This window comes from Microbacterium sp. Z12_35 (assembly GCF_058310475.1).
Window position 1 is genome coordinate 650,907 of record NZ_JBZEGJ010000002.1, and the last position, 22,576, is coordinate 673,482.

The following is a 22,576-nucleotide window of genomic DNA, read 5'->3' on the forward strand; positions in this document are numbered from 1 at the left end:
CGGAGGGGCGACGTAGCGTGCTGGCATGCGCATCCTGCACACCTCCGACTGGCACATCGGGCGGTCCTTCCACGGACATGCCACCCTCGATGCGCTCCGCGACGTGCTGCGTGCGCTGGTCGCGCAGGTGGAGGAGCACCGCGTGGATGTCGTCGTGCTGGCCGGTGACGTGTTCGACTCCGCCGCTCCGGCCCCCGCCTGCTACGCCCTGCTCACCGACACGCTCGCCGCGATCTCCGCGGCGGGGGCCCGCATCGTCGTCACCAGCGGCAACCACGACTCCGCCGCACGCCTCGGGTTCCAGTCCGCGCTCCTGCGGGAGGGCATCACGGTTCTCACCGATCCCGGTGCTGTCGGGACCCCGGTGACGATCGCCGACGCCGACGGTCCCGTGCACTTCTACGGCATCCCCTACCTCGAGCCGGCGATCGTCCGGCACCGCTGGGAGGGTGTCGAGCTGCGCAGCCAGGCCCAGACGATGATCCACGCGATGGATCTCGTCCGCGCCGACCTCGCCGAGCGCGGTGGCCGTTCCGTGGCCCTGGCGCACTGCTTCGCCGCGGGTGTGGAGGCCACGCCCGGCGTGGAACGCGAGATCCGCCAGGGCGGTCTCGACGTCGTGCCGCTGTCGGCCTTCGACGGACCGGACTACGTCGCGCTCGGGCACATCCACGGGCGCCAGCAGCTGTCCGAGCGCGTGCGGTACGCCGGCGCACCGCTGCACTACAGCTTCGGCGAGGGCGACAAGCCGCGCGGCTCCTGGCTGGTCGAGCTGGATGCCGCGGGCTTGTCCGGCGTCGAATGGTTGCCGCTCCCGGTTCCGCGGCGACTCGTCACCCTGCGCGGAACGCTCGACGAACTCCTCGACGACGCGCGGTTCGCCGCCGACGAAGACGCCTGGGTGTGTGCGCAGTACACCGACCCGACGCCGCAGATCGAGCCCCTGCGGCGCCTGCAGCGCCGGTTCGCGTTCTGCGCCACGGTCATCCACAGCCCCGAGGGTGTCCCGGCTCCCGACGGCCGCGACTACTCGGGTCGCGTGCGCGCGGCGCGCGACGATGTCGAGCTGTTCGAAGCCTTCCTCGCCCACGTGCGCGCGGGCGACGGTGCCAGCGACGCCGAGCGTGACCTCATCCGCGACGTCGTCGACACGCGCACGGTCGCGGAGGCGCACGCATGAAACTGCACCGGCTCGAACTGGCGGGGTTCGGTCCCTTCCGCGAGCGTCAGTTCGTCGACTTCGATGCGTTCGCCGACGACGGTATCTTCCTCATCTCCGGGCGCACCGGGGCGGGGAAATCCAGCGTCCTCGACGGCGTCTGCTACGCCCTGTTCGGCGGAGTGCCGCGCTATGACGGCAGTGAGCGCCGCTTGCGCAGCGACCACTGCGACCCCGAAGACCCCACCGAGGTCGTCCTCGAGTTCACGGCGGCCGATCGGCGCTGGCGCGTCACCCGCTCGCCGGAATACGAAAGGCCCAAGCTGCGGGGCGGCGGAATGACCACCGAGCCGCACCGGGCGATGCTCGAGGAGTACGACGGCGCCCGCTGGAGCGGCGTGGCCGCCCGCCCCGTCGATGTCGCCGCGCATCTCGACGAGATCGTCGGCCTGACGCAGCAGCAGTTCCTGCAGGTCATCCTGCTCGCCCAGAACCGGTTCGCCCGCTTCCTCCTCGCCCGCAACGACGAGCGCCAGGCGCTGCTGCGGACGCTGTTCGGCACCCGCACGTACGAGGAGTACGCCGAGATCCTCGACCGCATGCGCAAAGACGCAGAGGCGGCTCTGGCCGGTGAAGGTGAGAACGTGCGGATGCTGCTGGAGGAGGCCGAGCGTACCGCCCGCTCCTCCGATCTCCTGCCCGAGGACGGTGCGGCCGAGGCCGGGATCGCGGGGCGACTGGCCGCCGTCGTCCGCGCGGTGGAGCGTGCCGCCTACCGGGCGGACGCTGCCGCGCAACAGCTCCGCACCGTCGACGCCGCCTTGGACGATGCTCTCGCACGCGAGCGAGCCGCCGTGTCGCTCGCCGAGCAGCAGCGCCAGCGGCTCGAGGTGCGAGCGCGTCTGGCGCGTCTCGAAGTCGAGGCGCCCGCGATCGAGCAGCAGCGCGGCACCCTTGCGCGGGCGCGCGCGGCGAAAGACCTGCGCGCGGCGCTGGACGCCGCCGATCGTGCGGCAGCGGCCGCGGCCACGAGCGCCGCCGCGGCGGCTGCGGCGATCGAGTCCTGGGCCGTTGCGGGGGAGACTGCGACCACGCCCTCGCAGCTGCGGGCACGCGAAGACGAGCTGGCCGCGGTCGTCGCCGCCTGCACGGAGGCGCTGACCGCCGAGGGCGAGCTGGCCGCCGCCGAGAAGGACGTCGCCCGCGCCACGGAGGCGGCCACCGCCGCCGAGCAGGCCGTGGAAGACCTCGATGCCCAGCGAGCGGCCGTCCCCGGGCTCCTGCACGACCTCGATGCGCAGCTGAGCGCCCTTGCGTCTGCGCCGGCGGATCATGCCACCGCGGCCGCGCTCGTCGCGGACACCGAACGCCGCCTCGCTGCCGCGCGCGAGGCCGATGCCCTGGCGGCGCCCCTGCACACGGCCGAACTCCGCGCCGTCGAGCGCGGCTCCGCTCTCGCGGAGGCGACCGCTCGGCACACCCTGCTCCTCCAACGGCGGCTGTCGTCGGCCGCGGGCGACCTGGCCGCCCGACTGGTCGCGGGTGAACCCTGCCCGGTCTGCGGAGGCGCGGAGCATCCGCATCCCGCACCGCCGTCCGATCAGCCGGTCACCGACGCCGAACTCGACGCAGCCGCCCGCGCGAAGGACGACGCCCTGACCGCCGACCGACGAGCCACCGAGGCGCTGCGTGCGGCCAGCGACGCCCATGCCGCGGCGATGGGTCGGGCCGGCAGTGGTTCCCTCCAGGAGGCCGAACGCGCCGCCGAGGCCGCGCATAAGGCGCTCGCGGTGGCGGAGCAGAACCTCGCCTCGCTCGAGCGGTTGTCCGCCGAGCGTGCGGGCCTTGCCGCCGCCGACGCCGAGGCCGCCACCGCCCGCGAGGCGCTCGTGGCTGAAGCCGCGAGCTGCCGGCAGGAGGCTGCCCTCGCCGGGCAGCGTGCCGAAGCCCTCCGCGCCCGGGTCGACGCAGCGCGCGGGGATGCGGCTTCGGTCGCCGAGCGCCGCGACGACGCCGAGCGGCGCCGTGGCCTGCTCCGCGCCCTCGGGGATCGCGCGGCCGACAGTGCCCTGCGCGCCCAGGTGTGGGGCGACGCTGTCGTCGATCGGGATGCGCGCCTCGCCGCCTCCGTCTTCGCCGATGCCGACGAGGCACGGGCGGCCTTGCGCAGCGCCGGCGACCGCGCGTCGATGGAGGAGAAGGTGCGGGCACACGAGAGCGCCGAGCGTGCCGATCGTTCCCGCCTCCTCGAACTCGAGCTCGCCCTTGTCGAGCAGCCGGAGGAGCCGATCGACCTGGAGCCGGTGCGCGCCGCGCTGACCGACGCGCGCGACCGCGTCACGGCGGCGGCCGCGACCGTCGCCGAGACGACCGCCGTGGTCGACCGCCTGCGCGACCTCGCCGAGCGGACGGATGCCGCGCACCGGGCCATCGCCGAGACCAGCGCGCGAGCGGCCGTCGTCACCCGCCTCGCGAACACGGTGTCCGGCCGCGCGCCGAACACGCACCGGATGACCCTCGAGACGTTCGTGCTGGCCGCCGAGCTGGAGGAGATCGTCGCTGCGGCGAACCTGCGCCTGGCCGACATGTCGAACGGCCGCTACCGGCTTCAGCACTCCGACGCGCTCGCCGCGCGCGGCGCGGCCTCCGGTCTCGGCCTCGAGGTGCTGGACGCCTACACCGGTCAGGCGCGTCCTCCGCAGTCGCTCTCCGGTGGCGAGACCTTCCTCGCCTCTCTGGCGTTGGCGCTCGGCCTCGCCGAGGTCGTGACGGCACGAGCCGGCGGCATCCGCCTCGACACCCTGTTCATCGACGAGGGCTTCGGTTCGCTGGATGACGACACCCTCGAACTCGCCATGCGCGCCCTCGACGAACTGCGCCAGGGCGGACGCACCGTCGGCGTCATCAGCCATGTCGCCGCGATGAAAGAGCAACTGCCCGCCCAGCTTCTCGTGGAGGCGGGCCCCCAGGGCGCCAGCGTCATCCGCTCGGGGGCGACGGCGCTCGCCTGAGGCCGGAGGGCCCGCCGCGGGAGAGTACCCTGAGGGGAATGTCCTCCGACTCCCGCTCCGCGAGCCCAGCCGGCGGGCACCCGCCCACCCGCGACATCGTGCTTTCGCCCGCACACCGGTGGCGTGCGTACTGGATCGCCGTCTCCGTCGCGGCCATCACCATCCTCGACCTGACCAAGGTCAACGTCGCGCTGCCGGTCATCGAGACCGCGCTCAACGCCGGCCCGACGGAGCTCCAGCTGATCGTGTCGGGCTACATCCTCACGTTCGGCCTTGTGCTCGTCCCCGCCGGCCGCCTGGGCGACTTGCGATCACGGCGGATGCTGTTCATCGTCGGGTTGTCCCTGTTCCTGGTCACGAGCCTGGCGTGCGCGCTGGCACCCGACGCCGGGTGGCTCCTCGCGTTCCGCCTCCTCCAGGGCGTGGCGGCAGGCATCCAGATGCCCCAGGTGCTCGGGCTCATCCAGCAGCTGTTCGTCGGCGCCGAGCGCGGTCGCGCCTTCGGTCTGTTCGGTGCCACGATCAGCATCGCCACGGCCCTCGGCCCGACCCTCGGAGGTCTGCTGATCGCCCTGGGCGGCGAGGCCGACGGCTGGCGGCTCATCTTCTGGATCAACGTCCCGCTGACCCTCATCGTCATCGTCCTCGCGGCAACGATGCTCCCGAGCACGCGCACCAAATCGCACCGGCGACTCGACCTGGATCCCGTGGGTGTCGTGCTGTTCGGTCTCACCGTGCTGGCATTCATGTGGCCGTTCCTCTTCACCACGGGCGCTCCGGGGGACGACCCGCGGCGCTGGTGGTTCCTCGTGGCCGGCGTGGTCTTCATTGCGCTGTTCCTGGTCTGGGAGCGGCGATACGCCGGGCGGGGAAAGCTGCCGCTGATCCCCTTCTCCGTCTTCCGTGCCGGGTCCTTCCGCAACGGGGTGATGGTCTCAGCGGCCTACTTCGCCGGCGGCCCCGCCATGTTCCTCCTCGGCACGCTGTACCTGCAGACCGGGCTCGGCCTGGCACCCGTCTTCGCGGGCATGGTGACCATCGGCTTCGCGGTCGCCTCGGCGTTCTCCTCCTGGATCGGCGGCGTCCTGGTCAACCGTCTCGGACGACCGCTCGTGGTCTGGGGCCTCGTCGGTCTTCTGGTCAGCGTCGGCGGGCTCGTCCTCGTCGTCCTGCTCACCCCGCCCGAATGGACGGCGTGGGCGATGACCGCGGTCATGGTGCTGGGCGGATTCGCTGCGGGCCTGGTGATCTCCCCGAACCAGACGCTCATGCTGGCCGACATCCCGGTGCAGCAGGGCGGCGTCGCCGGATCCATCGGTCAGCTCGGTCAGCGCATCGGCACGGCCGTCGGCACGGCGGTCGCGCTGGCGCTGTTCTACTCCACGGTGTATCGGGAGCAGGGCAGCGAGCCCGACCTCGTGGTCTACCACGATGCGTATGCGACCGGGATGATCGCGGTCGGCGTCTTCCTGGGGCTCGCGCTCATCGCCGGTGTCGTCGACCTGGCCTCACGTCGGCGCAGAGGCGAACCCATGACGCCCGCCGGCGCGGATCAGACGCCGTAAAGCTCGCGCACGCTCTCGCGCAACTGGCGTGAGCACTCCAGCACCGCGGTGTCCCACAGCTCGGTGGCGCCGTCCTGGGCGCGGTCGGACACGGCCTTGAGGATGCGCACGGGCACGCCGAATCGCGCGGCCACCCACGCGTAGGCGTAGGACTCCATGTCGACCAGGCCTGCCCCCAGCCCGCGGATGACCGTCACCGCCTCCGCGTCGTCCACGAAGGAGTCTCCGGTCGCGATCGTGACTCCTCTGGCCCCCACGACCACCCGGGTGGGGAGGGAGAGATGCTGGCCCCGCACGCCCGCAAGATCCTGTACGTCGTGCTGGACCGTCGCGTCGATCTCGTACACGCCCGGCGCCAAACCGGGGTCGACGGCGCCCGCCGTTCCGACCACCACGATCTCGTCGTAGTGCGCAGCATCCAGCGCTCGTGTCAGCGCATAGGTGGCCTGCAGTTTGCCGACCCCCGTGAGGAGTCGGTCGAACCCCGGGAGCTCGGGCTCGAAGGCGGTCAGTTCGTCCGCGTGCGCGGCGACGAGCAGTCTCATGCGATCAATCTTCCTTCCGCTCCGGCTCAGCCACCGGAGGTGAGGATCCCGATGATCCCCGATGCCAGCATGTACACACCGATCCCACCCACGATGATCCAGATGCCGACGCGCGCCGGGGACGGTTTTTTCGGGTCGTTCGCGGGGAGCATGGGGTCCTCAGGGTCGGACGAGAGTGAAGATGGCGGCGGCGAGCGTGAGCACGCCCCCGATCGCGGCGATCAGGGCGACGATCGGCCCCCCGCCGAACAGGTACGCCAGCACTGCCAGTGCCAGGAATACCACGCCGATGACGATGCCGATGATCGCGGCGGTCGGGGGCCGTCGGGCGGGGCGGTCGTTATCCATCCCGACCAGGGTATCCGGTCGGGAGCAGGCGGACGGGGCCGAGCACCGTTTCCTGGGGTGTGCGATGCCATACCGCGCGCGATCGGCGGTGTTCCGCGCGCGTGGTGAATCGGTAGTGGTACGCGGTCACGCGCACCCAGGTCGGTCGGCGCCCGGAGAAGGGGTCGTGCCGGAGGAGCCGCAGCATCCGCGGGTCGGCCTCGAGGAGTTTCCCGACGAAAGCTTCGAACCAGTCCTCGAGTGATCGGCCGAGGGGGAGGAACCACATCAGCCAGTCCAGCCGCAGGTGGTACGGAGCGACCTGGGGCGGGATGCGGCGGACGTCCCCCGGTTTGCCGCGAAACCCGTACTCCTGCCAGACGGTGGCGGGATCGCCCGGGTCCTCGGAGTCGGTGCCCTCGACGATGTACTCGATACGGCGTTTGGTGACCGTACCGAAGGCGCCGTAGGCGTTGGCGAGGTTCCAGCGGTTGAAGCTCGCGTTCATGAGTTGTCGGCGAGCGGTGAGGTTGCGCACCGCCGGCCAGCTCAGCACCACGTACAGCGCCGCGACCGCCGAGGTGACCACAAGCCAGGGCAGCGGCAACGCGGCGGACGCCCCCGCGCCGGGGATGCTGATCGCCGAGAACGCGAGCACGATGGAAATCCAGTTCAGCCACGCGAAGTTCCCGGTGACCACGAGCCACAGCTGCGTGGCGACGACGATGGCGCCGGCGACCGTGCCGATCCAGGCGAACCCGGGCCAGGGGATCCACACGCCCAGGAGAGGGACGAACAAGAACCACGGCACCACGAGCTGCGCGAAGTGGTTGCCGAGCACTTCGCCCTTGTGGAACCAGCGGGGCAGCAGATGGGCCTGCCGGCTCAGCGGACCGGGCATCGGCTGCGTCTCGTGGTGGTACGTGAGGGCGGTGAGATCTCGCCACTCCGATCCGCCGCGGATCTTGATCATCCCGGCGCCGAATTCCAGGCGGAACACGAGCCACCAGAACAGGACGATGACGACGGTCGGCGGCGGGGACGAGGACGAGCCGAGAAAGGCCGCGAGGAACCCGGCCTCCAGCAGCAGCATCTCCCACCCGAAGCCGTAGAACGTCTGGCCGATGCTGACGATCGACATGTACGCCAGCCACACGAACAGGAAGCACAGCATCGGCACCCACGCGGGGCCGAGCTGGGGGAGTCCCACCACGAGCGATGCAGCGACCAGCATCCCCGCGCCGCAGAGGAGGAGCAGGCGGCGGTCGGTGTACGGCCACCACCGGAAGATCGTGGGATGCAGCATCCGCTGTGCCCGTTTCGATGACCGCACCCAGCCCAGTAGCTGCGGAGCGGGCAGCAGGCCGTTCTCACCGAGGAGCGCGCGGAATTGCGCGGCTGTGGACAGGAACGCCACGACGTAGATGGCCGCGATACCGCGCTGAAGCACCTCGCGGGCGAACCCGAAGTCGATCGCAGCGAAGCCGTCCATGAACCGAGGGTAGGGGCGCCCCACCGCCGGCGGCAGCGGGTTGCGGGGCGCTTCGGAGGCGTTCCGGCGCGGTCGCCGACCTCGGGAGCGGATCCTGTCGTACCGTGGAGCATGGCGCACACATCGCGAACCGGGACCATCGTGGCCGTCGTCGGGGCCGGATCCGACGAGGCGCTCGGCGCCCTGGACGCGCTGCCCGGGGTCGAGACCCTCAGTCTGCACGGCACCGACCCCGCCCTCGCCGCACGGCGGATCGCCGCCGCATCCGCCCCCTGGATCGTGCACGACGCCGATCCCCTCGAGCATGTCGCGTCCGCGTGGGTCGAGCTGTACGAGGAGCGCGCCACCCTCGGCACTCTCGAGGTGGAGGTGGAGGCGGTGCTCGCCCACTTCGGGGCCGGGCGGGCCATCATGCCGGACTACTACATCGTGCTCGACCCCGACCAGGCCGACGCGACGTGGCGCCACTGGTGGCTGGGGGCGCTCGGACACCGCGCGCCCCGGCGCATCCTGCCCGCCACGGCGCCGACCACACCTCGGGATGCGGCCCTCACGCGCCTGCTCACGTCTCTGCCGACGTCGCGGCCGTGGCCGGACCCCGGGTCCTGGCTGCCCGGGCTGGCGTTCGACATCCCCGACCGCGTCGGCCTCCACGAGTAAGCCTCTGCGCGAGAAACGACATCCCCGGCGAGAAACGCCGCGTCGCGTGGTGTCTCGCCCGGATCGTCGTTTCTCGCGGACCTGGGGCGAACGTCAGGCGGGCGTCAGGAGGGGAAGACCTCGGGCAGCGCGGCGTGGAGTTCGGCGAGCCACGCCCGGGCGTTGCCGTCGGACGGGGCACGCCAGTCGCCCCGGGGCGACAGCGACCCCGCGGGGGAGACCTTCGGCCCGTTCGGGATGGCGGAGCGCTTGAACTGCGCGAATGCGAAGTAGCGCTTCAGGAACACCTCGAGCCAGCGCGCGATCGTCGGGAGGTCGTAGGCGTAGCGGTCCGCCTCCGGGAAGCCGGGCGGCCACTCGCCCGCCTCGGCGTCCTTCCACGCCTCGTGCGCGAGGAACGCGATCTTCGACGGCCGGAATCCGAAGCGCAGGATGTGGTGGAGCGTGAAGTCGTGCAGCGCGTAGGGTCCGATGCGGTCCTCGGTGGACTGCATCTTCCCGTCCTGCCCCGCCGGCACGAGTTCCGGGCTGATCTCGGTGTCGAGGACGGACTGCAGCACGTCCCTCGCCTCATCCACCTCGCCGGCCGAGATGACCCAGCGGATGACGTGCTGGATGAGCGTCTTCGGCACGCCGGTGTTGACGGCGTAGTGGCTCATCTGGTCGCCGACCCCGTAGGTGGCCCAGCCGAGCGCGAGTTCGGACAGGTCGGACGTGCCGATGACGAGTCCGCCGTGGTGGTTCGCGAGCCGGAAGAGGTAGTCGGTGCGCAGGCCCGCCTGCACGTTCTCGAACGTGACGTCGTGCACCGGCTCGCCCGACGCGAACGGGTGCCCGAGCCGGTGGAGCATCTCTTCGGCGGCGGGACGGATGTCGATGGTCTCGATGGATGCTCCGAGGGCTGTCGCCAGCGCGATGGCGTTCTCCCTGGTGTGGTCGCTCGTGGCGAAGCCCGGGAGCGTGTAGGCGAGGATGTCGCTCCGCGGCCGGCCCATGCGATCCATCGCCCGCGCCACGACGAGGAGGGCGTGGGTGGAATCCAGGCCTCCGCTGACACCGATGACGGGCTTGGGCCCCCCGATCGCGGTGAGGCGCTGCTCCAGGCCCGACACCTGGATGTTGAACGCCTCGTAGCAGTCCTGCGCCAGTCGCGCGGGGTCATCGGGAACGAACGGGAAGCGGTCGAGCGACCGGCGCAGGCCGATATCCGTCGTGGGGGGGTCGAGGTCGAACGGCACCGTCCGGAACTCGGGATCGTACGTGCGGCGGTTGTCGTCGAAGGTGCCTTGGCGCAGGCGATCCTGCCGGAGCTTGTCGAGGTCGACGTCGGCGACGCTGCGGCGAGGTCCATCGGGGAAGCGCTCGGAGGTCGTGAGGAGCTGGCCACCCTCGTAGATCATGGTCTGCCCGTCCCACGACAGGTCGTTCGTCGACTCGCCCTGACCCGCCGCGGCGTACGCATACGCCGCGATGCAGCGCAGTGACTGGGACTGCGAGAGCAGGGTGCGGTCATCGGCGCGGCCGATCGTGATGGGGCTGCCCGACATGTTCAGCAGCACCGTGGCACCGGCGAGAGCCGCTTTCGATGAGGGTGGCACCGGCACCCACATGTCTTCGCACACCTCGGCGTGCACCACGAGACCGGGCACATCCTGCGCCTCGAACAGGATGTCCGGTCCGAACGGGGCCTCGAGGTCGCCGACCACGATGTGCTGGCCCGACTGGTCGTCGCCGGGGGCGTACCAGCGGCGTTCGTAGAACTCCCGGTAGGTCGGCAGGTACGACTTGGGCGCCACCCCCAGGAGCCGGCCACGGTGGATGACGACGGCGCAGTTGTAGAGGCGGTTGCGGTGCCGCAGCGGCGCACCGACGACGAGGACGGGGAAAAGGTCGGCCGACTCCTCGACGAGCCGCAGCACGGCGGCCTCCACCGCATCCAGCACGGGGTCCTGCATCACGAGATCGTCGATGGCGTACCCGCTCAGGCACAGCTCCGGAAACAGAGCCACGGCGACCGAGTCGGCGTCGCACTCCCGCGCGGTGGCGAGAACCGATTCGGCGTTGGTGGCCGGGTCGGCGATCGAGATCGGAATGGTGCACGCCGCGATCCGGGCGAACCCATGCCGGTACGCGTTGTCGAAGGGAAGCGTCGTGCTCACCGTCCCATCCTGGCAGGTGCGCCTCCGGCCGGCGGCGGGGATTGACGTCGGAGGCCGCGGCTAGTGTCGAAGACGGAAAAGGGGAACATGCGGTACATCGGGAACGAAGGCCGGATCGTCTGGAGCGCGAGCGACCTGAAGGCGGCTGCCGAGTGCGAATTCGCGTGGCTGCGTGCCATCGACGCGAAGCTCGGGCGCGTCGAGGCCGTCGAGGACCCGGACGATCCGACGCTGGAACGCGCGGGACGCCTCGGCACGGCGCACGAGCTCCGGGTTCTGGAGATGTACCGCGAGAAGTTCGGTTCCGGCGTCGTCGAGATCCCCGAGACACGGTCATCGGATGCGGCGGCGCTGAGCGACGCGGTGGACCGCACGCGCGCGGCTCTCGCCTCCGATGCCGACGTCGTCTACCAGGCGGCGTTCGCGACCGACGAGTTCGTGGGGTTCGCCGACTTCCTGGTGCGCGACGCTTCGTCAGGCTCAGTGCACCCCGCTTCGTCAGGCTCAGCGCACCCCGCTTCGACGGATTCACGCGGGGGCCGGTGGCTCGTGCAGGACACGAAGCTCGCGCGCCGCGCGCGCGTCACCGCTCTCATGCAGCTGGCGGCATATGTCGATCAGCTGGACCGCCTCGGGGTGCCGCGCTCCGATCGTGTCGAGCTCCTCCTCGGCGACGGCACGGTCAGCTCGCACGACGTGGACGACCTGCTGCCGGTCTTCGCGTTGCGCCGCGCGCGGCTGCGGGCGCTCATCGCCGATCGTCGCGTGGAGCTGGGTGCCGCGGGTGCCCCCATCCCGTGGGGCGACCCCCGTGGTGAGCTGGGCGTCGTGGCGTGCGGGCGCTGCGCCACGTGCGAGATGGAGGTCGTCGCCTCCCGTGACCTGCTGCTGGTCGCCGGAATGCGCCCCGTGCAACGCGCGCGCCTCGCCGCCGCCGGCCTCGACACGATCGACGCGCTCGCGGCTGCTGACGTGCCGCCGGCGGGGATGAGCGTCGACACCTTCGGGTCGCTGCGGACGCAGGCGCGGCTGCAGCTGCGCAGCCCGGCCCCCGATGAGACGGTCGGAAGCGCGCCGCTCGTCCCCGTGTACGAGGTCGTCGCGCCGAAGGCGCTGGGCGCCCTGCCCCGGCCCGATCACGGCGACCTGTTCTTCGACTTCGAGGGTGACCCGTTGTACACCGAGGGGGAAGGTGCCCACTGGGGCTTGGACTACCTCTTCGGGTGGGTCGACACCAAGGAGCAGTACTCCGCCCTCTGGGCGCACGACTTCGCCGCGGAGAAGGAGGCGCTGGAGCGCTTCCTCGATCTCATCGCCCTGCGCCGGCAACAGCATCCCGACATGCACATCTACCACTACGCGCCGTACGAGCCGACGCATCTGCTCACCATGGCTGCGCGCTACGGCGTACGAGAGGCCGATGTCGACCGGCTGCTGCGCGAGGGGGTGTTCGTCGACCTGTACCCGATCGTCCGTCGCGCGCTGCGGGTCGGTTCGCGCTCCTACTCCATCAAGAAGCTCGAGCCGCTCTACATGGGCGATGAGGTGCGGACGTCCGACGTGCAGCGCGGCGACGACTCGATCGTGCGGTACGTCGAAGCACGCGCGCTCGCGGCCGATGGCGAGGCGGCCGCGGCAGAGGCGATCTTCGCGGACCTGGCCGACTACAACCGCTACGACTGCGTCTCGACGCGGCGCCTGCGCGACTGGCTCGTCGACCGCGCCCGCGAGGCGGGCCTCCGTCCCGCTCAGGGACTCGACCCCGACGAGGTCACCTACGACGAGTCACCCCGCGCGACCGCGCTGCAGCGCTGGGCGGCCCAGGCGCCGGAGTCGGACGCCGGAGCCCTGCGCCTGGGCGCCGCGGCGATCGACTACTACCCGCGCGAGGCGAAATCGTTCTGGGCGACACATTTCCTGCGCCTGCGCGAACCCGTGTCGGTGTGGGAAGACACGCGCGACGTCATGGTGGTGGATGCTGCTCGGTCGCGCGTGGTGGAGGACTGGCACTTCCCGGAGTCGGGCAAGGGAGGCGAGCGCCGCACGCTCGAGCTGCGCGGCGAGCTCGCCCCGGGCACGCGGTTGTCCACCGGCGGGGAACCGTTCGCCGTGTACGAGCTGCCCGTCCCCTTCCCGTACCAGGCGCGCCCGCGCTGGATTCACGGTGCGCGGTGGGTGCGCGTGGTCGAGGTGCTCGACGACGGCGCGATCCTCGAGGAGACCGCGGTCGAGGGGTTCACGTGGCACGAGCTGCCCCTCGCCCTCACGCCCGCCGCTCCGCCGCGCGCGGGCAATCAGCAGGCGGCCATCGACGCGTGGGCGGACGGCGTGCTGGCATCCGCACCGGTCCTCCCGGCGGACGCGGCGACCGACATCCTCTTGCGCCGCCCGCCCCGCACGCTGCGGCAGGCTCAGGGCGAGCCCGGCGGGCTCACGCCGTCGGCCGGCGATGACGTCGCGGCGATCGTCCGCAGCGTCGCCGACCTCGACCGCAGCTACCTGGCGGTGCAAGGGCCTCCGGGCACCGGGAAGACGTACGTCGGCTCGCACGTGATCGCCCGTCTCGTCGCCGAACGCGGGTTCAAGGTCGGGGTGGTCGCTCAGTCCCATGCGGTCGTGGAGCACATGCTCGACCGCGTCGTCGCGGCCGGCGTACCGGCAGCGCTCGTGGCGAAGACCCCCAAAGACCCCGAGTGCACGCCGTCTTTCACGGCGCTCCCGCGGAACGGTCTCGCCGCCTACACGGCCGAACACGCCATCGGAGGATTCGTCGTCGGCGGTACCGCGTGGGACTTCAGCCACGAGGGCCGCATTCCGCGTGGAAGCCTCGACCTCCTCGTCATCGACGAAGCGGGCCAGTTCTCCCTCGCCTCGACGATCGCTGTGTCGCTCGCCGCGCCCCGCCTTCTGCTCCTAGGTGACCCGCAGCAGCTGCCGCAGGTGAGTCAGGGCACGCACCCCGAGCCGGTGGACACGTCCGCGCTCGGCTGGGTGATGGATGGTGCCGAGGTCGTGCCGCCCGAGTACGGATACTTCCTCTCGCGCACCTGGCGCATGCACCCGCGCGTCGCCGAGCCGGTGTCACGGCTGTCGTATGAGGGCAAGCTCGCGTCGCATCCCTCGACGGCTCTGCGCGTGCTCGACGGCATCGAGGCGGGCGTCCATCCCATCGCCCTCCGGCATTCCGGCAACGCCACATCCTCGCCCGAAGAGGCAGCCGAGGTCGTGCGGCTCGTCACCGACCTCGTCGGACGGACCTGGACGGCCACCGAGACCGGCGACGACGGCCAGGTGCGGATGCTGCCGTCCCGGCCGCTGCGGCCCGAAGACATCATCGTGGTGACGCCCTATAACGCGCAGCAGGTCGCGGTGGAGGAGGCTCTTGCCGCGGCCGGCTTCCCCACCGTTCCGGTCGGGACCGTCGACCGGTTCCAGGGTCAGGAGGCGGTGGTGGCGATCGTGTCGCTCGCCGCGTCGTCCGGGCGGGATGCTCCGCGCGGACCCGAGTTCCTGCTGCTTAGCAACCGCATCAACGTCGCGTTGTCGCGGGCGATGCAGGCCGCGTACCTCGTGTATTCGCCCGGCCTCCTCGACGACCTGCCGCGCACGCCCGAGGGCGTGGCACGCTTGAGCGCTTTCGCACGCCTCGTGGGCGCCGACGTCGCGACGCCCTCGCTCATCTCCGCCTGACGCCCGGTCCCCTCCGCGAGAAACGAGATTCCGGACGAGAAACGGCGCCTCGCGTCGTTTCTCGTCCGGATCGTGGTTTCTCCCAGAAGCGGGCGGGCGGGCGGGTAGCGGGTCAGACGGTGCCGTAGAGGCGGTCGCCGGCGTCGCCGAGCCCCGGCACGATGTACCCCTTCTCGTCCAGGCGCTCGTCGAGCGCCCCGAGGACGAGGGTGACGTCGCGTCCGTCGACCTGCTTCTCGATGGCCGCGACCCCCTCGGGTGCGCCGAGGAGGCAGATCGCGGTGACATCCTGCGCGCCACGACGGAAGAGGAAGTCGATCGCCGCGCCCAGCGAACCGCCGGTGGCGAGCATCGGGTCGAGCACGAAGCACTGCCGGTCGCTGAGGTCGTCGGGGAGGCGCTCGGCGTAGGTGGTGGGCTCGAACGTCTCTTCGTTGCGCACCATGCCGAGGAACCCGACTTCGGCGGTGGGGAGCAGCTTCACCATGCCATCGAGCATGCCGAGGCCCGCGCGCAGGATCGGGACGACGAGCGGGCGCGGCTCGCTGATGCGCACACCGGTCGTCATGGTCACGGGGGTCTGGATCGCGTACGGTTCGACGCGCACATTCCGGGTGGCTTCGTAGGCGAGGAGCGTCACGAGCTCCTCGGTGAGTTGCCGGAACCCCGGCGACGGCGTACGCACATCGCGCAGCACTGTGAGCTTGTGAGTGATGAGGGGATGGTCGGCGACGTGCACACGCATAGGCTCAATCTATCCGCTCGATCCCGTCCGTACCTCGGAGCCGCATGACCGTCCCGCCCGCCGACCTCGCCGCGATGCGCCGGGCGCTCACTCTCGCAGCCCAGGCGGAGGCCGACGGCGATGTTCCGGTCGGGGCTGTGGTGACGGATGCGGCGGGGGCGGTGATCGGCGAAGGACGCAACCTCCGCGAACTCACGCATGATCCGACGGCGCACGCCGAGATCGTCGCGCTGCGGCAGGCCGCCGCATCCCTCGGCACCTGGCACCTCGCCGGCTGCACCCTCGTGGTGACTCTCGAGCCGTGCGTCATGTGCGCCGGGGCGGTGCTCCAGGCCCGCGTGCCGCGTCTCGTGTACGGCGCGTGGGACGACAAGGCGGGAGCGGCCGGCTCGGTGTACGACGTCGTCCGCGACCGCCGGCTGCCGCACCGCGTGGAGGTGGTGGCGGGTGTCGAGGCCGATGCATCCACCGCCCTGCTCCGGCGCTTCTTCACGTCACGCCGCTAACCCGCCCGTCGACTCGCCACAAAACGTCGGATTTCCGCGCGAAACTGCACGTTTTTTGGCGAGTCGACGCGGGTCAGCGGGGGAGGTGCGGCAGTACCTCGGTGCCGAGGTACTCCACGTGCTCCACATCCCGCGGATCGAGGAACTGGAAGTAGACGCGCTCGATGCCGTGCGACCGGTACACCGCGATCCGCTCGGCGATCTCCTCCGGGCCGCCCACGATGTTCGTGCCGTCGCGCACCTGCCCCACCGTGCGCCCGATCCGCGCCGCCCGCCGCGCGATCTCCTCGTCGTTCGCCCCGGCGATCGTGGACATCGCGATCGAGAGGCGGATGCTGCCCGGGTCGCGGCCGACCCGCTCGCACGCGGCGCGCAGGTTGTCGATGCGTTCGCCGATCCCGTCATCCGTCGGAAAACCGATGTTGTACTCCGCGGCGTACCGCGCGACCAGCTCCGGTGTGCGGCGCTTTCCGCCCCCGCCGATGATGATCGGCAGCGGCCGCTGCACCGGCTTCGCGAGGGCCGGCGCATCGGTGAGCCGGTAGTGCGCACCGGAGAAGGAGTACGACTCACCGACAGGGGTCGCCCACAGCCCGGTGATGATCTCGAGTTGCTCCTCGAGCAGCCCGAAGCGCTTGTCGGGGAACGGGATGCCGTAGGCCTCGTGCTCGCGCGTGAACCAGCCGGCGCCGAGGCCCAGCTCGACCCGCCCGCCCGACATGTCGTCCACCTGCGCCACCTGGATCGCCAGCGGGCCCGGGAGGCGGAACGTCACCGGGGACACGAGCGTCCCCAGGCGGATGCGGCTAGTCTCGCGGGCGAGGCCCGCCAGTGTCGTCCAGGCATCGGTCGGGCCGGGGAGCCCCGGGCCTTCGCCGGCGAGGTAGTGGTCGGAACGGAAGAAACCGGCGAAGCCGAGACGTTCGGCGGTCTGAGCGAAAGCGAGCTGGTCGCTGTACGTCGCGCCTTGTTGAGGCTCGGTGAAAACGCAGTACTCCACCGGTCCCGCCTGTCAGGCCGTGCCGGTCTGGTCCGCCGTGGCCGAACCCGCCGGTCCCTCCGGGCCGCCTACCCGGGCCCGGTCGACGTCGGGCTCGAGGTAGATCGCGCGGGCGACCGGCACGGCCGCGCGGATCCGCTGCTCGACGGTGTCGATCCTCGTGGCGGCATCGGCGAGCGTCTCCGCCGCGGGAAGGGCGACCTTCGCGGCGACGAGCAGCTCGTCGGGCCCGAGGTACAGCGTCTTGACGTGGATGATGCGGTCGACTTCGGGGCCGTTCTCGATGGCCGTCACGATGCGCTCGTGGTCGGCGTCGGTGGCGCCCTCTCCGACGAGCAGGCTCTTCGTCTCGATCCCCAGGACGATCGCGACGAGGATCAGCAGCGCCCCGATGAACAGGGTGCCGATCGCGTCGAAGATCGGGTTGTGGGTGATCGCCGCCAGTCCCACACCGCTCAACGCGAAGATCAGGCCGATCAGAGCCGCGATGTCTTCGAGGAGGACGACGGGCAGCTCCGGAGCCTTGGAGTGACGCACGAACGACACCCAGGACTGCCCGGGCAGGCGCACGTGGTTGCTCTCCACGATCGCCGTGCGCAGCGAGAACGACTCCAGCACGATGGCGACCACAAGCACCACGATCGGGATCCACACGTTCTCGAGCTCATGCGGGTGCGAGAGCTTGTTCACGCCCTCGTAGATCGAGAAGAGACCGCCGACGGAGAACAGAACGATCGACACGACGAACGCGTAGACGTACCGCTCCCGGCCGTACCCGAACGGGTGCTCCCGGTCGGCTTGACGCCGCGCCCGGCGTCCGCCGAGCAGAAGGAGAAGCTGGTTTCCGGAGTCGGCGAGGGAGTGGATCGCCTCGGCGAGCATCGACGCGGAACCTGACACGATCCAGGCGATGAACTTCGCGATGGCGATGCCCATGTTCGCGAGGAACGCGGCGATGATGGCGCGGTTGCCACCAGATGCACTCATACTCAGTCTGCCGATCGAAGAATAATGGCCTCCGTGGAAGGGGCCGGGTCTGCGGGGGTACCGACGTAGCCTATGCGGGTCAGGAGGGCGTGGCGAAACATCGCCGGCGCCTCGAGGTGCGGGCTGTGCCCCACACCGGGCAGGAGCATGTCGGTCACGTTGCCGCCTGCCCGGGCGTACGCGTCGAGAACATCGCGCGTCTGCGCCACCATCGGCTGCGGCGGCGCAATCTCGATGCCCGGCCAATCGGGCAGGATGCCGAGCTGACCGAGGTTGCCCGGGTCGGTGATCGAAGCATCCGAGATGATGGCGTCCACCTCGCCGTGCACCCACAGCACAGGCGGCTTGTCGGCGAGCTCCACGATGCCGGAGACGTCGAAGTACGTGGGCGCGAGCGCGTTGAGCACGCCCGCCGTGCCCGCTGCGTAGCCCGGCCATGTGGCCGTTCGCACGATGTCGCCGGGGTAGTTGCCCGACGCCGTCGAGGTGGCGAGCATCGCGCTGACCCAGACGTCCTCGTGCGCGCTGGAGTACCCGCTGGCGACGTACTCGGCGCGGAAAACGCTGCGCGGAGAGGTCTCCGCCTCGTCGGTGGTGTCTCCCGCACCCAGGCGGCGGACGTAGTCGGGATTCGCCGTTCCCGCGCCCGTCCCGGCACCCTCGTCGGTGAGGCGCGTGCCATCTCGGCGCGTCCCCCCGAGACCGAAGGGTGAGATCGGGGCCTGGAGGGTGAGGGTCAGCGCCGGGTGATCGAGGGCGTACTGCAGGACCACCGCCCCGCCGAGCGACCAGCCGACCAGGTGCGCGGTCTCGATGCCGAGCGCGTCGAAGGTCGCCGCGAGGTCGTCGCTGAAGTCCCGCACGCCGCGGGTGGCGTCGACCGGGACGTTCTCGGTGCCGCCGTAGCCACGGAGGTCGACCGCGACGACGCGGAGGTCACTCGGCAGGTCCTGCAGGATCTCCTGCCAGAACAGGGATGACCCGACGGTGCCGTGCACGAACACCACGGTGCGATCGGCCGGGGTGGCGGGGTCGTCGCCCTCCCGTTCGAGCACGTTCACACTCAGTCGGGACGTCTCGATGCGACGCGAAACGATGCCGTCGAACACGGTCATGGGGAGATCCTCCGCACTTCGTCGCAGGCGTCGGGACACCTGCGATTCGACTATATCTCCGGCCCCGACGCGACGGAACGCGCCGGGCGTGCGTGCGAGCGAAGCCCGAACGGGGGCACCGAGCGAAACCTTAGGATGGCGCCATGACCGCGCCATCTCCCACGCCCCTGCCCGACATCGCGATCCTCGGCGCGGGATCGATGGGGGGTGCGATCCTCGCAGGACTCGTCCGCTCGGGGCTTGCTCCGTCGATCACCGCGACCAACCGCACCGCGGCGAAGGCCGCCGACCTCTCCGGCCTGGAGGGGGTCACCAGCGTCGCGTTGGAAGAGCAGCCCGACGGCAACCTCCATGCGGCGGCGTCGGCCGACATCGTCCTGATCGGAGTCAAGCCGGGGATGGTCCCGGACCTGCTCCGCGAGATCGCCCCGCACCTGCGCGACGGTGCGATCGTCGTGTCGCTCGCCGCCGGGGTGCCGATCGCGACGTTCGTCGACATCCTCGGCCCCGGCCCCGTCGTGCTCCGGTCGATGCCGAACACCCCCGCCGTGGTCGGCAAAGCCGTCACGGGGATCGCGGCCGATGCCGCCGCATCCCCCGACGACATCGCCATCGTCCGGCGGTTGTTCGAGACGGTGGGCGCGGTCGTGGAGGTGCCGGAGTCACAGATCGACGCACTGTCGACGATCTCCGGGTCCGGTCCCGCCTACGTGTTCCTCCTCGTCGAGGAACTCACCAAGGCCGCCGTGGCCAAGGGTTTCGGCGAGGCCGAAGCGCGGCTGCTGGCCGAGCAGACGTTCATCGGCGCTGCGGCGCTGCTGGATGCTGCGGACGAAGAGCCTGCGGAGCTCCGCCGCCGCGTCACCAGCCCCAAGGGGACCACAGAGCGGGCGATCACCGTGCTGCAGGAGGCTGATCTCGCGGGTGTTTTCGGTCGCGCGACCGATGCGGCACTGGCCAGGGCGCGCGAGCTCGCCGCCGGCGCCTGACGGCGGCTGAGGGAACGGCCCGTCAGCGGTCCAGAGCCGCGAAGCGCTCGATGTCGGAGTTCGTCCCCGAGACGATGATGAGGTCGTGGTTGGTGACCACCGTGTTCGCCTCGGCGTAACGGAACGGCCGGCCGGGGCTCTTCACTCCGACGACCGTGACGTTGTACTTCGTGCGCACGCCGGACTCGTTCAGTCCGACGCCACGGATGAACTTCGGCGGGTACATCTTGGCGAGCACGAAGTCGTCGTCGAAGCGGATGAAATCCAGCATCCGCCCGCTGACGAGGTGCGCCACGCGTTCGCCGGCCTCGCGCTCGGGATAGATCACGTGGTTGGCCCCGACGCGGGCGAGGATCTTGCCGTGCGCCTGGGACACCGCCTTCGCCCAGATCTGCGGCACCTTGAGGTCGACGAGGTTCGCGGTGATGAGGACGGATGCTTCGATCAGCGACCCCACCGCGACGACGGCGACCTGGAAATCCTGCGCGCCGATCTGCTTGAGCGCGTCGATGTTGCGCGCGTCGGCCTGCACGGCGTGGGTGACGCGCTCCGACCACTTCTGGACGAGCTCGAGGCTGTCGTCGATGGCGAGCACATCGCGCTCGAGGCGATCGAGCTCGCCGGCGCAGGCCGCGCCGAACCGTCCGAGGCCGATGACGAGGACGGGTGCGTCGCTGCGGATGCGGTCAACCAACGATGGGCCTTTCCACCGGCAGCGAGTAGAGCTGCGAACGGGACGTCGCAGCCACCGCCGCGGCGAGTGTCACTGTACCAATGCGGCCCATGAACATCGTGACCGCGAGGACGTACTTGGCGGGGTCGGGAAGCTCGGCGGTCAGCCCCGTCGACAGCCCGACGGTGGCGAACCCGGAAATGACGTCGAAGAGCACCTCTTCGATCGGGGCTTGGGTGATCTGACCGATCGTCACGGTGGACAGCGCGACGATGGTCGCGCCCCACGCGACGACCGACAGGGCAACGCGCTGCACGTCGCTGGGGATGCGGCGGCCGAACGCCTCGACGGACGGTCGGCCCTTCGCCTCCGACCACACGGCCAGGGCCAGGACGGCGAGCGTGGTCACCTTGATCCCACCGGCGGTGGAGGCCGACCCGCCGCCGACGAACATGAGCATCGACCCGACGATGAGGGTCGACCCGTTCAGATCGCCGATGTCGATGACGGAGAAACCGCCCGAACGGGTCATCGCCGAGAGGAAGAACGCCTGGAACGTGGTGTCCCACGCGTCCAGGCTCCCGAATGTCTTCGGATTGTTGTACTCCAGCAGCAGGATGACTCCGGCACCGGCGAAGAACAGGATCACGGTGGTGATGAGGGTCAGCTTGGCGTGCAGCGACCACCGGCGGACGTGCCAGTGGTGCTTCCACAGCGTGAAGATGACGGGGAATCCGATCGAACCGAGGAACACGCCGGCCATCAGCACCGTCAGCAGGAAGTAGTCGTCGGCGAAGGGCACGAGGCCGTCGGCGTTCGGGACGAAGCCCGTGTTGGTGAAGGCCATCGCGGCGTAGTACGGCGCCTCCCACAGCGCCACGAGCGGGTCGATGCCGGCGAGGATGAGCGAGGGGTACAGGAGTACCGACAGACCCGCCTCGATCACGAGGGTCGACAGGGCGACCGTGGCCAGCAGTTGCCCGACCTCGCCCAGCCGCACCGTCTGGCCCTCGTTCACCGGGCCGCCGTGCACGCGCATGGGATTGGAGTCACCTGCCGCGATGAGTTTGGCGCGGAGGCCCAAGCGCTTGGAGATGACCAGGCCCAGGATCGAGGCGAGGGTCAGGACGCCCAACGCGCCCACGTTGACGCCGACATACGTGATCACGTGGCCGAGGGGTGACCAGTGCGAGTACATGTTGACGGTGGCCAGGCCCGTCACGCAGATCGTCGACACGGCCGAGAACAGGGCGTCGGCAAGCGGTGTGCGCTGACCGTCGGCGGCGGCGGCCGGCAGCGAGAACAGCGCCGTGAAAAGCAGAATCAGGGCGACGAACACCATGACGGCGAACCGTGCCGGCGACGACGTCGTGAGGTCGCGCACCGCATCCCAGCCGCCATCGAGGACAGCGCGCCATCCACGCAGTGCGCGGGGGCGCGCCGGCGCTGCCGCCATCGCCCGACCCCCTTCGTCTCGCTGCGCACGCTTCGGGCATCGCCTCGCTCGTGAACCCCGCTCATGGTACTCCGGCTCGAGCGCGGCTAATCTGAAGGCATGGCGGACATCTTCGACGTGATCGCAGACCGCACGCGTCGCGACATCCTCCAGCTACTCCTGGATCGTTCCCTCGCCGGTCAGGACGGTACCAGCGTGTCGCACATCGTGCAGGCGCTCGGTGTGAGCCAGCCCACCGTCTCCAAGCACCTGAAGGTTCTCCGCGACGTGGAGCTCGTGTGGGTGCGCGAGGAGGGGCAGCACCGCTACTACAGCATCCAGACCGCGCCGCTGGATGAGATCGACGACTGGCTCGTGCCGTTCTTCACGATCGACCCGCCGAGTCCGATCGTGCTGCCCGAGACGGCCGCGTACGCCGCGGATGTGGTCGGTCGCGCGGCCGCCTCGGCAAAGCACGCGGTGGCTACGGCCCTGCGCAAGCTGCCGGGCCGCTGACG

Annotated in this window: 19 protein-coding genes; 8 read left to right on the forward strand and 11 right to left on the reverse strand. The window is 70.7% G+C overall.

What is annotated here, in order from left to right; genetic code table 11:
- Positions 1–25 precede the first annotated feature (25 nt).
- From AC4FS1_RS15975 to AC4FS1_RS15985, 3 genes are read left to right on the forward strand one after another with little or no spacing between them, the layout of a single operon-like run.
- Positions 26–1,180 carry an exonuclease SbcCD subunit D gene (locus AC4FS1_RS15975; RefSeq protein WP_491156691.1) on the forward strand — a complete coding sequence of 385 codons (1,155 nt, stop codon included), beginning with the start codon at positions 26–28 and terminating at the stop codon, positions 1,178–1,180.
- Positions 1,177–4,170 carry an AAA family ATPase gene (locus tag AC4FS1_RS15980; RefSeq protein WP_491156692.1) on the forward strand — a complete coding sequence of 998 codons (2,994 nt, stop codon included), beginning with the start codon at positions 1,177–1,179 and terminating at the stop codon, positions 4,168–4,170. The genes AC4FS1_RS15975 and AC4FS1_RS15980 overlap by 4 nt, the downstream gene beginning before the upstream one ends.
- Before the next feature lie 38 nt (positions 4,171–4,208).
- Entirely contained in the window at positions 4,209–5,735 is a 1,527-nt protein-coding gene (locus tag AC4FS1_RS15985) for an MFS transporter (RefSeq protein ID WP_491156693.1), read from the forward strand.
- On the opposite strand, the gene AC4FS1_RS15990 is transcribed toward AC4FS1_RS15985, so the two are convergent.
- From AC4FS1_RS15990 to AC4FS1_RS16005, 4 genes are read right to left on the reverse strand one after another with little or no spacing between them, the layout of a single operon-like run.
- Positions 5,723–6,280, reverse strand: coding sequence for a phosphorylase family protein (locus tag AC4FS1_RS15990; RefSeq protein WP_491156694.1), 558 nt, complete (start codon positions 6,278–6,280; stop codon positions 5,723–5,725). The two genes, AC4FS1_RS15985 and AC4FS1_RS15990, sit on opposite strands and share 13 nt — an antisense overlap.
- A 26-nt stretch (positions 6,281–6,306) precedes the next feature.
- The gene (locus AC4FS1_RS15995; RefSeq protein ID WP_491156695.1) at positions 6,307–6,432 is read right to left on the reverse strand and encodes a hypothetical protein; all 126 of its coding nucleotides are present in this window, start codon (positions 6,430–6,432) and stop codon (positions 6,307–6,309) included.
- A 7-nt stretch (positions 6,433–6,439) separates the two neighbouring features.
- Positions 6,440–6,628 carry a hypothetical protein gene (locus AC4FS1_RS16000; protein WP_491156696.1) on the reverse strand — a complete coding sequence of 63 codons (189 nt, stop codon included), beginning with the start codon at positions 6,626–6,628 and terminating at the stop codon, positions 6,440–6,442.
- Positions 6,621–8,099 carry a lipase maturation factor family protein gene (locus AC4FS1_RS16005; protein WP_491156697.1) on the reverse strand — a complete coding sequence of 493 codons (1,479 nt, stop codon included), beginning with the start codon at positions 8,097–8,099 and terminating at the stop codon, positions 6,621–6,623. The genes AC4FS1_RS16000 and AC4FS1_RS16005 overlap by 8 nt, the downstream gene beginning before the upstream one ends.
- Positions 8,100–8,210: 111 nt before the next feature.
- Here AC4FS1_RS16005 and AC4FS1_RS16010 point away from each other — a divergent pair, with 111 nt between their 5' ends.
- Complete coding sequence (locus AC4FS1_RS16010; protein WP_491156698.1) at positions 8,211–8,759, forward strand: hypothetical protein; 549 nt, start codon at positions 8,211–8,213, stop codon at positions 8,757–8,759.
- A 104-nt stretch (positions 8,760–8,863) separates the two neighbouring features.
- Here AC4FS1_RS16010 and AC4FS1_RS16015 read toward each other — a convergent pair whose 3' ends face one another.
- Positions 8,864–10,918, reverse strand: a complete 2,055-nt coding sequence (locus AC4FS1_RS16015) for an NAD(+) synthase (protein WP_491156699.1) — start codon at positions 10,916–10,918, stop codon at positions 8,864–8,866.
- 87 nt (positions 10,919–11,005) lie between these two features.
- On the opposite strand from AC4FS1_RS16015, the gene AC4FS1_RS16020 reads away from it, so the two are divergent.
- Entirely contained in the window at positions 11,006–14,608 is a 3,603-nt protein-coding gene (locus tag AC4FS1_RS16020) for a TM0106 family RecB-like putative nuclease (protein WP_491156700.1), read from the forward strand.
- 112 nt (positions 14,609–14,720) lie between these two features.
- On the opposite strand, the gene upp is transcribed toward AC4FS1_RS16020, so the two are convergent.
- Positions 14,721–15,353, reverse strand: a complete 633-nt coding sequence (gene upp / locus AC4FS1_RS16025) for a uracil phosphoribosyltransferase (RefSeq protein ID WP_491156701.1) — start codon at positions 15,351–15,353, stop codon at positions 14,721–14,723.
- Positions 15,354–15,397: 44 nt separating this feature from the next.
- Between upp and tadA the strand changes: the two genes are divergently transcribed.
- Positions 15,398–15,859, forward strand: a complete 462-nt coding sequence (gene tadA, locus AC4FS1_RS16030; protein ID WP_491156702.1) for a tRNA adenosine(34) deaminase TadA — start codon at positions 15,398–15,400, stop codon at positions 15,857–15,859.
- 73 nt (positions 15,860–15,932) lie between these two features.
- On the opposite strand, the gene AC4FS1_RS16035 is transcribed toward tadA, so the two are convergent.
- The 3 genes from AC4FS1_RS16035 to AC4FS1_RS16045 are packed head-to-tail and all read right to left on the reverse strand — an operon-like array spanning position 15,933 to position 18,961.
- Entirely contained in the window at positions 15,933–16,859 is a 927-nt protein-coding gene (locus tag AC4FS1_RS16035; RefSeq protein ID WP_491156703.1) for an LLM class F420-dependent oxidoreductase, read from the reverse strand.
- A 12-nt stretch (positions 16,860–16,871) separates the two neighbouring features.
- Positions 16,872–17,846, reverse strand: coding sequence for a cation diffusion facilitator family transporter (locus tag AC4FS1_RS16040; RefSeq protein ID WP_491156704.1), 975 nt, complete (start codon positions 17,844–17,846; stop codon positions 16,872–16,874).
- Between the two features lie 2 nt (positions 17,847–17,848).
- Positions 17,849–18,961: an alpha/beta fold hydrolase gene (locus tag AC4FS1_RS16045; protein ID WP_491156705.1), complete on the reverse strand. Its 1,113-nt coding sequence runs from the start codon at positions 18,959–18,961 to the stop codon at positions 17,849–17,851.
- Positions 18,962–19,104: 143 nt separating this feature from the next.
- Here AC4FS1_RS16045 and proC point away from each other — a divergent pair, with 143 nt between their 5' ends.
- Positions 19,105–19,950: a pyrroline-5-carboxylate reductase gene (proC, locus tag AC4FS1_RS16050; protein WP_491156706.1), complete on the forward strand. Its 846-nt coding sequence runs from the start codon at positions 19,105–19,107 to the stop codon at positions 19,948–19,950.
- 22 nt (positions 19,951–19,972) lie between these two features.
- Here proC and AC4FS1_RS16055 read toward each other — a convergent pair whose 3' ends face one another.
- Complete coding sequence (locus AC4FS1_RS16055) at positions 19,973–20,644, reverse strand: potassium channel family protein (protein WP_491156707.1); 672 nt, start codon at positions 20,642–20,644, stop codon at positions 19,973–19,975.
- On the reverse strand, positions 20,637–22,079 hold the full coding sequence (locus AC4FS1_RS16060; RefSeq protein ID WP_491156708.1) for a TrkH family potassium uptake protein: 1,443 nt from the start codon (positions 22,077–22,079) through the stop codon (positions 20,637–20,639). Before AC4FS1_RS16060 ends, AC4FS1_RS16055 begins: the two co-directional genes overlap by 8 nt.
- A 99-nt stretch (positions 22,080–22,178) precedes the next feature.
- On the opposite strand from AC4FS1_RS16060, the gene AC4FS1_RS16065 reads away from it, so the two are divergent.
- A complete protein-coding gene (locus tag AC4FS1_RS16065) occupies positions 22,179–22,574 on the forward strand; it encodes an ArsR/SmtB family transcription factor (RefSeq protein WP_491156709.1) in 396 nt (131 codons plus the stop codon).
- Positions 22,575–22,576: the final 2 nt, after the last annotated feature.